This is a genomic window from Croceicoccus mobilis, assembly GCF_001661965.1.
In the GTDB taxonomy this organism is placed as follows: domain Bacteria; phylum Pseudomonadota; class Alphaproteobacteria; order Sphingomonadales; family Sphingomonadaceae; genus Croceicoccus; species Croceicoccus mobilis.
The window spans coordinates 161465-173873 of the sequence record NZ_LYWZ01000022.1; the positions used below are offsets into that span (position 1 = coordinate 161465).

General features: G+C 64.1%; 13 protein-coding genes. 3 read left to right on the forward strand and 10 right to left on the reverse strand.

Annotated elements, in window-relative coordinates:
- Positions 1 to 174 precede the first annotated feature (174 nt).
- The gene (locus tag A9D13_RS08300) at positions 175 to 1428 is read right to left on the reverse strand and encodes a threonine ammonia-lyase (RefSeq protein ID WP_066772405.1); all 1254 of its coding nucleotides are present in this window, start codon (positions 1426 to 1428) and stop codon (positions 175 to 177) included.
- A 58-nt stretch (positions 1429 to 1486) separates the two neighbouring features.
- Between A9D13_RS08300 and A9D13_RS08305 the strand changes: the two genes are divergently transcribed.
- Positions 1487 to 3151 (forward strand): amidohydrolase, encoded by a 1665-nt coding sequence (locus A9D13_RS08305; protein ID WP_066772407.1) that lies wholly within the window; start codon positions 1487 to 1489, stop codon positions 3149 to 3151.
- 276 nt (positions 3152 to 3427) lie between these two features.
- A complete protein-coding gene (locus A9D13_RS08310; RefSeq protein ID WP_066772409.1) occupies positions 3428 to 3646 on the forward strand; it encodes a hypothetical protein in 219 nt (72 codons plus the stop codon).
- A 137-nt stretch (positions 3647 to 3783) separates the two neighbouring features.
- Here the strand turns inward: A9D13_RS08310 and tatC are convergent, their stop codons facing one another.
- The 9 genes from tatC to A9D13_RS08355 all read right to left on the reverse strand — a co-directional run bounded on the left by tatC (position 3784) and on the right by A9D13_RS08355 (position 11130).
- Positions 3784 to 4593 carry a twin-arginine translocase subunit TatC gene (tatC, locus tag A9D13_RS08315; protein WP_066772411.1) on the reverse strand — a complete coding sequence of 270 codons (810 nt, stop codon included), beginning with the start codon at positions 4591 to 4593 and terminating at the stop codon, positions 3784 to 3786.
- Between the two features lie 5 nt (positions 4594 to 4598).
- Positions 4599 to 5000 (reverse strand): Sec-independent protein translocase protein TatB, encoded by a 402-nt coding sequence (gene tatB / locus A9D13_RS08320; protein WP_066772415.1) that lies wholly within the window; start codon positions 4998 to 5000, stop codon positions 4599 to 4601.
- 37 nt (positions 5001 to 5037) lie between these two features.
- Positions 5038 to 5313 carry a twin-arginine translocase TatA/TatE family subunit gene (tatA, locus tag A9D13_RS20955; protein ID WP_066772417.1) on the reverse strand — a complete coding sequence of 92 codons (276 nt, stop codon included), beginning with the start codon at positions 5311 to 5313 and terminating at the stop codon, positions 5038 to 5040.
- Between the two features lie 36 nt (positions 5314 to 5349).
- A complete protein-coding gene (gene scpB / locus A9D13_RS08330; protein ID WP_066772419.1) occupies positions 5350 to 6012 on the reverse strand; it encodes an SMC-Scp complex subunit ScpB in 663 nt (220 codons plus the stop codon).
- A complete protein-coding gene (locus tag A9D13_RS08335; RefSeq protein WP_373288729.1) occupies positions 6009 to 6839 on the reverse strand; it encodes a segregation and condensation protein A in 831 nt (276 codons plus the stop codon). The genes scpB and A9D13_RS08335 overlap by 4 nt, the downstream gene beginning before the upstream one ends.
- Positions 6836 to 7861 (reverse strand): beta-N-acetylhexosaminidase, encoded by a 1026-nt coding sequence (gene nagZ / locus A9D13_RS08340; RefSeq protein ID WP_066772421.1) that lies wholly within the window; start codon positions 7859 to 7861, stop codon positions 6836 to 6838. The genes A9D13_RS08335 and nagZ overlap by 4 nt, the downstream gene beginning before the upstream one ends.
- Positions 7862 to 7944: 83 nt before the next feature.
- Positions 7945 to 8604, reverse strand: coding sequence for an SPOR domain-containing protein (locus tag A9D13_RS08345; protein ID WP_066772423.1), 660 nt, complete (start codon positions 8602 to 8604; stop codon positions 7945 to 7947).
- Positions 8605 to 10377, reverse strand: coding sequence for an arginine--tRNA ligase (gene argS / locus A9D13_RS08350; protein WP_066772425.1), 1773 nt, complete (start codon positions 10375 to 10377; stop codon positions 8605 to 8607).
- A gap of 78 nt (positions 10378 to 10455) precedes the next feature.
- Entirely contained in the window at positions 10456 to 11130 is a 675-nt protein-coding gene (locus A9D13_RS08355; RefSeq protein WP_066772427.1) for a hypothetical protein, read from the reverse strand.
- A gap of 300 nt (positions 11131 to 11430) precedes the next feature.
- Between A9D13_RS08355 and ispH the strand changes: the two genes are divergently transcribed.
- Entirely contained in the window at positions 11431 to 12408 is a 978-nt protein-coding gene (gene ispH / locus A9D13_RS08360; protein WP_066773878.1) for a 4-hydroxy-3-methylbut-2-enyl diphosphate reductase, read from the forward strand.
- Position 12409: the final 1 nt, after the last annotated feature.

The following is a 12409-nucleotide window of genomic DNA, read 5'->3' on the forward strand; positions in this document are numbered from 1 at the left end:
CGGCGGGCAGGCGAGGGAGGCGGCGACCAGGTAAGAGCCAGCCATCCCTCGCTTGAGAGTTGTTATGCCTGCCGAGGGCCAATTGTTAAAGACTATTAACCACGAATCTTTCAGAAACGCGGCAACTCGCCCGTTTTTGCGCTGCAGCACACCCCTTTGGAGGAGGTGATCCGGTCAGTTCAATTCGACTTCGCTGACCGAATAACCCTGCGAACGCAGCGCCGCGATCAGCCCGTCGATCTGGCCGCGGTCGCGTGCTTCGCACTCGATATCGGTGATCAGCCCCTTGGCCGGCAGGCTGGTGAAGATGCGCTGGTGGTAGATCTCGATGATGTTGACGTTATGCGAATCGAACGCATGCATCACCTTGAACAATGCGCCGGGACGATCCTGCAGCGTAACGCGCAGGCGAGCGAGGCGGCCCGAACGTGCAAGGTCGCGCAGCAGCACGTTTGCCAGCAGGCGCGTGTCGATATTGCCGCCGCACAGGACGAGACCGACCTTCTTGCCCGCAAAGCGTTCGCGATTGGCAAGCACGGCGGCAAGACCTGCCGCACCCGCGCCCTCGACCACGGTCTTCTCGATCTGAAGGAGCAGCGAGACTGCGTTCTCCAGTTCCGATTCCTCGACCAGCACGATGTCGTCGATCAGCTTGGCGATGACCTTGCTGGTCATCTCGCCCGGCGCCTTGACCGCGATGCCTTCGGCCAGCGTGTCGCCGCCGCAGGGCAGTTCGTCACCCTTGATGCGCGAAAACATGGACGGATAGAGCGATGCCTGCACGCCGATCACTTCGATCTCGGGCTTCATGTCGCGCGCGATGGTCGCGATGCCGGAGATGAGGCCGCCGCCGCCGATCGGAATGACCAGGGTGTCGAGATCGGGGAAATCCTCCAGCATCTCAAGGCCGACCGTGCCCTGCCCCGCCGCGACCTTCGGATCGTCGAAGGGGTGAACGAAGGTCAGGCCAAGCTCGCCCTCCAGCTTGCGGGCATGGGCATAGGCCTCGTCGAAGGTCTCGCCTTCCTGCACGACCTTGCCGCCCACGCTCTCGGTCTGCATGACCTTTACCGTGGGGGTGGTGCGCGGCATCACGATGGTGACGGGCACGCCAAGGCGGGTGCCGTGATAGGACAGGCCCTGCGAATGATTGCCCGCCGACGCCGCGATCACGCCGCGCTTCCTCTGCTCCTCGGTCAGCTGCAGCAGCGCGTTCAGCGCGCCGCGCTCTTTATAAGCGGCAGTGAACTGCTGGTTCTCGAACTTGAGGTAAATCTCCGCGCCCGAAATCTGCGACAGCGTGATCGAGTGGTGCATCGGGGTGCGGACCACCTGCCCGGCAATGCGCTGCGCTGCGGCGCGAACGTCATCGGCGTTGAAGGGCAGCGCTTCAGCGCTGTTGGGCGTGGAGAGTTCTGTCTGTTCCATGGAACTGCGCCCCTATCGGATATGGCGCGCAAAGCAAATGCGGTTTAGACCCCGGGCCATGAAAGCCTTTCGTATTGCCGCCGCAGCAGCCGCGCTTGCCACCACCGCCCTTTCTCCCGCAGCCTTTGCCGACACGCTGGTCAAGAACGTCAATGGCATGCGGGTCGACCAGGACGGCAAGCTCCACCGCTTTGCCGCGATGCTGATCGACGACGAGGGCCGCGTGGCCGAGCTTTACGAGCGCAAGGACAAGCTGCCCAAAAAGGTGGATTATGAAGTGGATGGCGATGGCCGCGTGCTGACGCCGAGCTTCATCGATGCGCATCTGCACCTCTCCATGCTCGGCTTTGCGGCGATGACGCTGGACCTGTCGGACACTTCCTCGCTGGAGGAGGCAAAAGCGAAGATTGCCGAATACGCCGCGCGCTATCCGAACAAGGCGTGGATCATCGGCACGGGCTGGAACCAGGAAAAATGGGGCCTTGGACGCTTTCCCACGGCGGCCGAGCTTGATGCCATCGTGCCGGACCGCCCGGTCTGGCTGACCCGCGCCGACGTGCATGCAGGCTGGGCCAATAGCGCCGCGATTCGCGAAGCGGGCGTCACGGCCAAGACCAAGGACCCGGAAGGGGGCCGCATCGTGCGCGATGCCAAGGGCGCGCCCGCCGGGACCTTCATCGACGAGGCGATGAGCCCTTTCAGCGCCGCCCTCCCCGAACCGCGCCCGGAGGAACGCGATCTCGCCTTTGACAAGGCGCAGCGCATCCTGCTGGAGCATGGCATCACCGCCGCCGCCGACATGGGCACGACCATGGAGGACTGGCAGGCGATGCGCCGCGCAGGCGATCTGGGGCGGCTGCAGATAAGGGTCATGAGCTATGCGTGGGGCATCGACAACATGGTCGCCATTGCAGGTCCGGGTCCGACGCCATGGCTGTATCAGGACCGGCTGCGCATGGGCGGGGTGAAGCTGTTCCTCGATGGCGCGCTGGGGTCGCGCGGGGCGTGGCTGCTGGCCGATTACAGCGACGCGCCCGGCGAACGCGGACTGCCGCAGATCAATGGCACGCAGCTTCGCAACATGATGAGCCGCGCCTCCATGTCGGATTTTCAGGTCGCGGTGCACGCCATCGGCGATGCCGCCAATCGCGAGGTACTCGATTCGATTGCCGAGATGAACGACACCTATGACGGCGACCGCCGCTGGCGAATCGAGCATGCGCAAATCATCGATCCAGAAGATTTGCCCCGGTTCGCGAAGCTGGGCGCCATCGCCTCGATGCAGCCGACTCACGAAACATCGGACTGGCGCATGGCCGAGGCGCGGCTTGGCCCCGATCGGCTGGGCGGCGCTTATGCGTGGCGTTCAATGCTGGAAAACTCCGTGCCGCTGGCATTCGGCAGCGATGCCCCGGTCGAGCCGGTCGATGTCATGTCCGGTATCGCCGCGGCGGTCACCCGGCAGGACTCCGCGGGCGAACCTTTTGGCGGATGGCTGCCCGATGAAGCGATTTCACGCGAACAATCGCTGGGCGCATTCACGGCAGGCGCGGCCTATGCGGGCATGGCGGAAGGACGCTTCGGATCGCTGGCAGTCGGCGAATGGGCCGACTTCGTGTTCCTGAGCGACGACCCCATGATGGTCCCTGCGCCCGAGATCCGTGACATTCGCGTGCTCGAAACATGGATGGGCGGCCACAAGGTCTATGACAATGAAGGATAGGCCGGCATCTGCACACTGTTGCGCAAATGCGGCAATGCGTTGGGATTTCATTAGTTTTTTGTCCCTAAACAGCCGATACGGACATTAACGGCGTTGACAGCGAAACGCAGTCACGTATTTTTGCATCGAAATCTGGAACCGCAGGCCTGCTTGTGAGTCCAGTGTCATGATATCGCAGCCTGGGGGATATAGCTGCTTTCCCATGACGAAATATCGGTTCGGGGCAGGGATTAAGCCCGCTCGAATCTTTTGATTGAGCGAATGAGGAGATAAAGAATGATCCTGCGCAAGATGGCCTTTGCTGCTTCCGCCCTCGCCCTGGCTTCGGCCCCGGTCGCTGCCACTGCTGCTGAAGCAGAGCGTACCGCCGCTCCCGCCAAGGAAGCGAACGAAGCAGTCGGTTCGGGCATGCTGGCCGTGATCGCCGCCGTTCTGGTTGGCGTCGGCATCTACATCGCCGTCGATGGCGACGATGATGAGCCTGCCAGCGTCTGATCTTTCCGATCATACGAACAGAAAAGGGCGGAGCCGATGGCTCCGCCCTTTTTCTTTGCGCCCAGCGCTAGGCGGAGGCGCAGGCGTAATCTGAAGAGATCTGGATGACTGGCCCCGGCCCTCCGGCCAGCGCCTGATCAGTCTTCGGTGGCTTCGGCTTCCACCGGCAGGTTCGCCGCCTCGGCTTTTTCCTTCGCCTGGCGGCGTTCAGTCATCCACATCAGCGCCAGCGATCCTTCGAACAGGATGTAGAGCGGTAGCGCCAGCACCAGCTGCGAGCCCGGATCGGGCGGCGTGATGATGGCCGAAAGCGCGACGATGCCCACGATGACATAGCGACGCGCCTTTTTCAGCTGCGCGCGGCTGACAATATCCGCACGGTTGAGCAGCATCAGCAGCACCGGCAGCAGGAAGCTGATGCCGAAGGCGAGGATGAACTGCATCACGAGGTCGAGGTAATCGCCCGTGCCCGGCAGCGCCTCGATCTGCATGCCGCCGGTTTCGCCCGAAAAACCGATGAACCAGCGGAATGCGTTGGGCATCACCACGAAATAGGCAAGGCTCGCCCCGCACACGAACAGGATCGGCGTCGCAAAGAGGAAGGGCAGGAACGCCTTCTTCTCCTTGGCATACAGCCCCGGCGCGACAAAGGCCCAGAGCTGGTTCGCGATGATCGGGAACGACAGGAAGAAAGCGGCGAACACCGCCACTTTCAGCTCGACGAAGAACGCCTCGTAAAGCTTCGTATAGATCAGCTTGCCATTGCCGTCGGGAAACGCCTGCATCAGCGGGCGCGCGAGGATGCCGAAGATGTCATCGGCAAAAGGCAGGCAGACACCGAAGCAGATCACCAGCGCGGCAAGACAGCGCATGAGCCGCGTGCGCAGCTCGATCAGATGGTCGAGCAGCGGGGATTCGGTATCGTCGAGATCGGAAACGCGAAACATCCGGCTCAGCCCTGTTCCGTCTTGGGTGCAGGCTCCGTCGCCGTTGCCGTGGGTGCTGGCTCTGGTGCAGCTTCGGTCACGGCTTCGCCATCCTTCTTCACCCCGCCCTCCGCTGTCGCGGAGGGTTCGGGCAGCGGGGTCATTTCCGCGTCATGCGCGGCCTTCACCGCTTCGGGATGCTTGGCCATGATCTCGGCGTTGCGCTTGTTCCACTCGGCCTGCATGTCCTCCAGCTCGGCTTCGCGCACCATGGCATCGATGCCGGACCGGAAATGCGAAGACACGCGCCTGATCTTCCCGATCCAGCGGCCCGCCGTGCGCATGGCCATGGGCATGTCCTTGGGGCCGATCACGACCACGGCCACGATCACGATGATCAGCAGCTCCATCGCGCCGATGTCGAACATCAGTCAGGCTTCCCGGGCGTCGATCCGCAACTGCGGATCAATTGGTCTTGTCGGCGTCGCCAGTTGCGGTCGGCGCAGGCGTCGCCGCCTTGGCCTCGCTTGCCGGCGGGGTCGGCGCGGTGGTCGGTGCAGCAGTCGGTGCGGGCGTCTGCTGTTCGATCCGGTCGGCGTTTCGCGCTTCCTCGTTCATGCCCTGCTTGAAGCTTTTGATGCCCTTGCCGAAATCGCCCATCATTTCCGAGATCTTGCCGCGCCCGAAGAGCACGAGGATCACGATCGCGACGATCAGCAGTTGCCAGGGTCCCACATTCATTTGAAATTCTCACTTTCCGGGGGTTACCAAACCCATCTAGGCGCTTTCGTCGCCCATATCCAGTGATGGCGGGCTATCTCGTTCGGCATCTTCGTCTTTTATATCCGCATCGGGCGCTTCATCGCTGCCGGTGGGCGATATCATTTCGCGTTCCAGCGCCTCTTCCACCGGTTCCAGCAGGCCTGCGGCGCGCAATTCGGCAAGACCGGGCAGGTCGCGCCGGCTGGCAAGGCCGAAATGGGTGAGGAAATCGGGCGTGGTCGCATAGATCACCGGGCGTCCCGGTACTTCGCGGCGACCGGCGGCGCGCACCCAGCCCGCCTCCATCAGCGTGTCGAGCGTACCCTTGGCGGTCTGCACGCCGCGAATCGATTCGATCTCGGCGCGGCTGACGGGTTCGTGATAGGCGATGATGGCAAGGCACTCGGTCGCGGCGCGGGTCAGGCGCTTGGGCTCCTCCCGCTCCCGTCGCAGCAGATGGGCGAGATCAGGCGCGGTCTGCATGTGCCAGCGCGGCCCGCGCTTCACCAATTCTACGCCGCGCCCATCGTAATGGCTGGCGAGTTCGGCCAAGGCATCGCGCACGTCGGCCCCGCCGAGATGTTCGCCGATCTCGACAGCGGACATTGGCTGTTCGGCAGCGAAAAGCACGGCCTCGACGGCGCGGGTCAGCTCGTCGGGGCGCTGCGCTTCGCTCATTCCTTGCCCCGCTTCATGGCGCGCAGGCGCAGCGGACCGAAGGTTTCGTCCTGCGCGATCTCGGCCTTGCCCTGCTTGGCCAGCTCCAGCGCAGCGACGAAACTGCTGGCAAGCGCCGATTTTCTGAGGCGCGGATCGGCATGGGGCGGCAGAAACTGGCGCAGTTCCATCCAGTCCAGCGACACGCCCAGCATGGAGGACACACGCGACAGGGCGCTGTCCAGCGTCATCACCATGCGATCGCGCACCATGTGCACGACAGGGGCGGTGCGCGCCTTCACCTGCCCGTAGGCCTGCACGAGATCGAACCATTCGCATTGCCACGCGCGCTTTTTCAGAACGCGAAGACCTTCGGGATTGCCGCGAGCGAAAACGTCACGCCCCAGCCGGTCGCGTGCCATCAGCCGCGCGCCGACATCGCGCATCGCCGCCAGCCGTTCGAGCCGCAGTTGCAGGCGCAGCGCCAGTTCCTCGGGGCTTGGATCTTCCTGCTCGTCCTTTGGCAGCAGCAGCGCGGATTTCAAATAAGCGAGCCATGCCGCCATCACGAGGTAATCGGCTGCCAGTTCCAGCTTCATCGCGCCTGCCTGGTCGATGAAGGCGAGATATTGATCGGTCAGCTCAAGGATCGAAATGCGGCGAAGATCGACCTTCTGCTTGCGCGCAAGGTCGAGGAGCAGGTCGAGCGGACCTTCCCATCCGGCAAGTTCGACATAGAGCCGCTCGCGCTCCTCACTCGCCACATCCTGATCGGGCCGCTGATCGGGCCATGCGGATTCGCCGTCTCCGCCCCACAGCATGCCGGGTTCGGAGCCGTCGACGATCATGCTTCAACGCCCGCTGCGGCCAAAAGCGCATCCCGCTTGGCGATGCATTCGTCGCGGCGCGCGGCGCCGGAAAACGCGCTGACTTCCTTGCCCGCCATGGCCGCGTCGAGACGGCGGCGCGCTTCAGCGGTGATCTCGCCGCAGGTTTCGACCGTGGCGATCATGTCGTCCATCTTCGCCCAGCAATTGAGGACGAGATCGCAGCCTGCCGCGAGCGCTTTGACCGAACGCTCGGCAATGGAGCCCGACAGCGCTTCCATGTCGACATCGTCGCTCATCAGCAATCCGCCGAAACCGATGCGGCCGCGGATGATTTCGGCGATGACTTTGGCGGATTGGGTAGCGGGATTGTCCGCGTCCCACGCGGTATATTTGACATGCGCGCTCATGCCGATGGGCGCATCGTGCAAAGCGCGAAACGGGGCGATGTCCTGCTCCAGTTCGGCCTCGCTCGCGCTGACGACGGGCATTTCCTTGTGGCTGTCGCAGGCGGCGCGGCCATGGCCGGGAATATGCTTGATGATCCCGGCGACGCCCGCCGCCTCCAGCCCGTCAAGCACCGCCTTGCCCAGCGCGGCGACGCGCATGGGATCGTGCCCCAGCGCGCGGTCGCCGATCACGTCATGCGCGCCTTCGCAGCGCACATCCAGCAGCGGCAGCGCATCGCAGTTCAGCCCCGCCTGCGCGAGATCGAGGCCGATCGCCTCGGCATTCACGCGCGCCGCCTCTATCGCGGAGATCGGGGCGATGTCATAAAGCCGGTCGAACACGCCCTGCGGCGGATATTTGGCCCAGACCGGCGGCTTCATGCGGGCAACCCGCCCGCCTTCCTGATCGATGGTGATAAGGAGATTGTCACGCCCCGCAATCGCACGCAATTCGTCGGTCAGGGCGCGCATCTGCTGCGGGTTTTCGCAATTGCGGCCGAACAGGATATATCCAGCCGGGTCCGCATCGCGGAAAAAGGCGCGTTCGTCGGCGGTCAGGGTGGGGCCGGCTATACCGAAAATGGCGGGCGTCATAAGGGGTGCAGAATCGCGGAAATCGCGGAATTGCGCAAGTTTGGGCGCAGCCCGTCGCCCCGCTTATCCCCCGCGCGGGCGAATTACCGCTTCACCTGACACTCGATCCCATTGGCTTTCAGGTCAGTGCACAGCGAATTGGCACCGCTTAGCGTCGGGGCGACGGCCTGCAGACGGAAGACGGTGCCAATATCGGCGCGCCCTTCGACGATTCGCCGGTCGTAATTCTTCAGCCCCTCGTAACGCTGGCGCAGCGTGACCCAGCCGGTGCGCGCCGCAGCCTCGGTGCTATAGGCGCCGACCTGCACGCCGACACCGGTAGGAGCGGGCTCCGGTTCGGGCGCAGGGGTTTCGGTTTCGGCGGCAGGTTCGGGTTTGGGCGCCTGCTGGGCAAGACGCGCTTCCTTCTCGATCCCCTCGCCCACTTGATAGCTGGTGTCGCCAGTCCCGGCGAATTCCTTGCCGCCGGGGTTTTCGGGCTTCACCTTATACGGCTCTGTCGGGGCAGCGATCAGCGATCCGTCACCTTCGGGCGCGCCGGGGCCCCACTGGGTAAGGACCCATACGCCGATCGCAGCCACGAAAAGCACGGCGGCGACGATCCCGGCAAATTTGCCGATCCTGCTCCAGTCGAGGCCTTCCTCGCCATCCTCGTCGGCGACTTCGAGCCAGGGCAGGCGCATGTCGGTTTCGTCAAGCGCAAGCTGCGCCTCACTCTCCCCGTGCCTGCCCCCTGCCGTCATTTACAGTCGCTCCGCTGCCTCGACCCCGAGAATCGCGAGGCCGTTACGGATAACCTGCCCGATCTCACGCGCGAGATACAGACGCGTGCCGGTAGCGGGCAAATCTTCTTCGACGATAAAGCGGCGGGCAGGATCGTCATTGCCGATGTTCCACAGCGCGTGGAAAGCCGCGGCCAGATCGGTGAGGAAGAACGCGATGCGGTGCGGCTCGCGCGCACGCGCGGCCTGTTCCACCAGACGCGGGAACTGCGCGGCCTCTGCGACCAGCGCCTTTTCTTCGGGCTTCAGCAGCGAAGCATCGCCCCATGCGGCCAGCCGCGCATCCTCGGCCTTGTCGGCAATGCCCTCTTCCGCAGCCTTCCTCAGCACCGATGCGATACGGGCATGGGCGTACTGGACGTAAAACACCGGGTTGTCCTTCGACGCCTCCACCACCTTGGCGAAGTCGAAATCCATCTGCGCCTCGGGCTTACGGGTCAGCATGGTGAAGCGCACCACGTCCTTGCCCACTTCCTCGACCATGTCGGCGATGGTGATGAAATTGCCCGAACGCTTGGACATCTTCACCGGCTCGCCATCGCGCAGCAGCTGGACCATCTGGACCAGCTTCACGTCAAAGGGGATGGCCTCGCCTTCTGCCCCGGTCAGCGCGGCGACGGCGGCCTTGATCCGCTTGACCGTGCCGGCATGGTCCGCGCCCCAGATGTCGATCAGCGCATCGGCGTTTTCGGATTTCTGGAAGTGATAGGCGAGATCGGCCCCGAAATAGGTCCAGCTGCCGTCCGACTTCTTGATCGGGCGGTCCTGGTCGTCGCCGAACTGGGTCGAACGGAACAGCGGCAGCTCGACCGGCTCCCAGTCTTCGGGCGTCTTGCCCTTGGGCGCTTCCAATATGCCGTCATAGACAAGGCCGCGCTGGCGCAGGAAAGTCTCGGCAACCTCGGGTTTGCCCTCGGCCTGCAGCTTGGCTTCGGACGAGAACAGGTCGTGATGAATGCCCAGCTGCGCGAGGTCGGCGCGGATCATGTCCATCATCGCGGCGACGGCGCGCATGCGGAACAGGTCGAGCCATTCGCTCTCGGGCGCGCTCTTGTAGGTGTCGCCGAATTCCTCGGCCAGCTTTGCGCCGATGGGCTTCAGATAATCGCCGGGATAGAAACCTTCCGGGATCTCGCCAATGTCATCGCCCAGCGCCTCGCGGTAGCGCAGGTGGACCGAGCGGGCGAGGGTCTGCACCTGCGCGCCTGCGTCATTGACGTAATATTCGCGGATGACCTTATGGCCCGCATATTCGAGGAGCCCCGCCAGCGCATCGCCCACCACCGCGCCGCGGCAATGGCCCATGTGCATCGGGCCGGTCGGATTGGCGGAGACATATTCGACATTGACGGTCTTGCCCGCCCCCATGTCGGAGCGGCCATAATCGCCGCCCAAAGCAGTAATCGCGTCCAGCTCGGCCTGCCATACGCCCGCAGCCAGCCGCAGGTTGATAAAGCCCGGCCCCGCGATCTCGGCGCTGTCGATCGCGTCATCCTTGACCAGCTGGGCGACGATCGCCTCTGCCAGCGCGCGCGGGTTCGTTTTTGCAGGCTTGGCCAGCACCATCGCGGCATTGGTGGCAAGGTCGCCGTGCGAAGGATCGCGCGGCGGCTCTACCGTGACATTGGCGCGGGAAATATCGGCAGGCAGCGTGCCTGCGCCCTGCAATGCATCGAGGGCCGTGTTCACCGCACCGGTGATGGCGGCGTGAATGGTGGTGGTGCTATTCGTCATGGGCGCGCGGTTAGCGGGTAATCGCGCGCGGGGGAAGAGGCGGCGGCGAGTCCGTCCCGCCAGCCGCCATCATCGCGATCAGCGCGTCGCGTTATAGGCCAGCTGGTCCTGATCGAGCTGGAAGCCGATCAGCACCTCGAACGTGGCGCGCGCGATGGCGGCCTTTACGTCCGGAGCGGCCAGCGGATCCATCGCGGCATCGGCATCGCCGGCGCGGCGCTTACGCGTCACGCGTTCGCGGATATCGTCGGGCAGGGTCGCGGCCGATGCGTTGACGAAGGCGCCAGCCTTCGCGCTTGCCTGCGCCCGCTCTTCGCCCGCGGCGAAGTTCAGCGTGACGGTGCCCACGCGCTTGGTCTGCACCGAAGATCCACCCTGCAGAACGGTAACGAAATAGGGAAGCTCGACCGTGCGCGCTGCCGAAGTGTCGGTGCGGCGACCGTAAACCTGAAAGGTCGATTCGCTATAGATCCGCTCACCCGTTTCATCGCAGCTGGTGCGAAGATCGGTGATCGAGGCCGTCACGTCCATCGAGCCCAGCGTCTTGTTCGCGGCGTCGCGGAACAGGGTGATGTCGCCGGTATAGGCCGGAATGCCGACCGCCGGACACTTGGACCGGATGGCGGAGACGCCCACACCTTCCTGCAGGACGAGATCGCCCTCGCTCGAACAGGCGGACAGGGTAGCGGCCGCGCCGAGCATCAGCATGGCGGAAGCGGCACGTTTGGCCAGCGGGCGGAAGGTCGAAGTCATCGGCGAAGCTCTATCCTTGCCATCAGCAATTGTCATGTTCGGGCAGCCCAAAATGGCTGGCCGGTGCAAAGTTCGGCCCTGCCCTAGCCCGCATGGGCACCAAGGGCAATCACCGGCAATGTATCGCCCACCATCGCGGATGATACGCCTGCCCTGCCCCGCTTCCTGCCAGCGCTAAGCTTTCGCTTCGCTTTACCGCGCCGGATGCGATGATTGGGCGCGATGGCCATAACGGCCCGTCCCGAATTGCCACGGCTGGCGCTTTACCTCGCCCGCATGCAGGCGCTAAGGGCTGATGCCATGACGATCCCCACAGATGCTGCCGCCTCGGATACCGCGACCCTTTTGCCGCTGAAGGTGCTGCTGGCAGCGCCGCGCGGTTTCTGCGCCGGTGTCGACCGCGCGATCGAGATCGTGGAGAAGGCGATCGAACGTTATGGCGCGCCCGTCTATGTGCGCCATGAAATCGTGCATAACCGTTTCGTCGTCGACAGTCTCAAGGCGAAGGGCGCCGTCTTCGTCGAAGAGTTGACCGAGGTCCCCGACGGCGTGCCGGTCGTGTTCTCCGCCCATGGCGTGCCCAAATCCGTGCCCGCCAACGCCGAGGCGCGTGGCCTCGATTATCTGGACGCGACCTGTCCGCTGGTCTCGAAAGTCCACCGCCAGGCCGAACGCCAGGTCGAACATGGCCGCCACATCATCTTCGTCGGCCACGCAGGACACCCCGAGGTGATCGGCACTTTCGGGCAGGTGCCCGAAGGTCACATGACACTGGTGGAAACGGTAGAGGATGTCGAAAAGCTCGACTTTCCCGAAGGCACCGAGCTCGCCCATCTGACTCAGACCACGCTGTCGGTCGACGACACGCGTGAGATCATCGACCGGCTGGAAGAACGCTTCCCCCAGATCGTCGGGCCGAAGGCAGAGGACATCTGTTATGCCACCTCCAACCGTCAGGCGGCGGTGAAGGTACTCGCCCCGCAGGTCGATCTGGTCTTGGTGATCGGCGGGACCAATTCATCAAATTCTCTGCGCCTTGTCGAGGTGGCGGACCGCATGGGCACCGACGCAAGGCTGATCCAGCGCGGCGAGGATATCGAGGAAAGCTGGCTGAAAGGCGTGGGCGCCATCGGCATCACGGCGGGTGCCAGCGCGCCCGAAGTGCTGGTGCGCGAAGTCATCGACCGGCTCGCCAGCTTCCGCGATCTCGAGGAAGAGATCGTCAAGACCGCAGATGAAAAAATTATATTCAAGCTGCCGCGCCAGCTGACGGAATGAA

What these genes read in the sequence shown, in the direction of transcription:
- A9D13_RS08310 (WP_066772409.1), top strand. Translation starts at nt 3,428, where the DNA reads ATGATCCTGCGCAAGATGGCCTTTGCTGCTTCCGCCCTCGCCCTGGCT.
- ispH (WP_066773878.1), top strand. Translation starts at nt 11,431, where the DNA reads ATGACGATCCCCACAGATGCTGCCGCCTCGGATACCGCGACCCTTTTG.
- scpB (WP_066772419.1), bottom strand. Translation starts at nt 6,012, where the DNA reads ATGAGCGAAGCGCAGCGCCCCGACGAGCTGACCCGCGCCGTCGAGGCC.
- tatA (WP_066772417.1), bottom strand. Translation starts at nt 5,313, where the DNA reads ATGAATGTGGGACCCTGGCAACTGCTGATCGTCGCGATCGTGATCCTC.
- argS (WP_066772425.1), bottom strand. Translation starts at nt 10,377, where the DNA reads ATGACGAATAGCACCACCACCATTCACGCCGCCATCACCGGTGCGGTG.
- tatB (WP_066772415.1), bottom strand. Translation starts at nt 5,000, where the DNA reads ATGTTCGACATCGGCGCGATGGAGCTGCTGATCATCGTGATCGTGGCC.
- A9D13_RS08335 (WP_373288729.1), bottom strand. Translation starts at nt 6,839, where the DNA reads ATGATCGTCGACGGCTCCGAACCCGGCATGCTGTGGGGCGGAGACGGC.
- tatC (WP_066772411.1), bottom strand. Translation starts at nt 4,593, where the DNA reads ATGTTTCGCGTTTCCGATCTCGACGATACCGAATCCCCGCTGCTCGAC.
- nagZ (WP_066772421.1), bottom strand. Translation starts at nt 7,861, where the DNA reads ATGACGCCCGCCATTTTCGGTATAGCCGGCCCCACCCTGACCGCCGAC.
- A9D13_RS08300 (WP_066772405.1), bottom strand. Translation starts at nt 1,428, where the DNA reads ATGGAACAGACAGAACTCTCCACGCCCAACAGCGCTGAAGCGCTGCCC.
- A9D13_RS08355 (WP_066772427.1), bottom strand. Translation starts at nt 11,130, where the DNA reads ATGACTTCGACCTTCCGCCCGCTGGCCAAACGTGCCGCTTCCGCCATG.
- A9D13_RS08305 (WP_066772407.1), top strand. Translation starts at nt 1,487, where the DNA reads ATGAAAGCCTTTCGTATTGCCGCCGCAGCAGCCGCGCTTGCCACCACC.
- A9D13_RS08345 (WP_066772423.1), bottom strand. Translation starts at nt 8,604, where the DNA reads ATGACGGCAGGGGGCAGGCACGGGGAGAGTGAGGCGCAGCTTGCGCTT.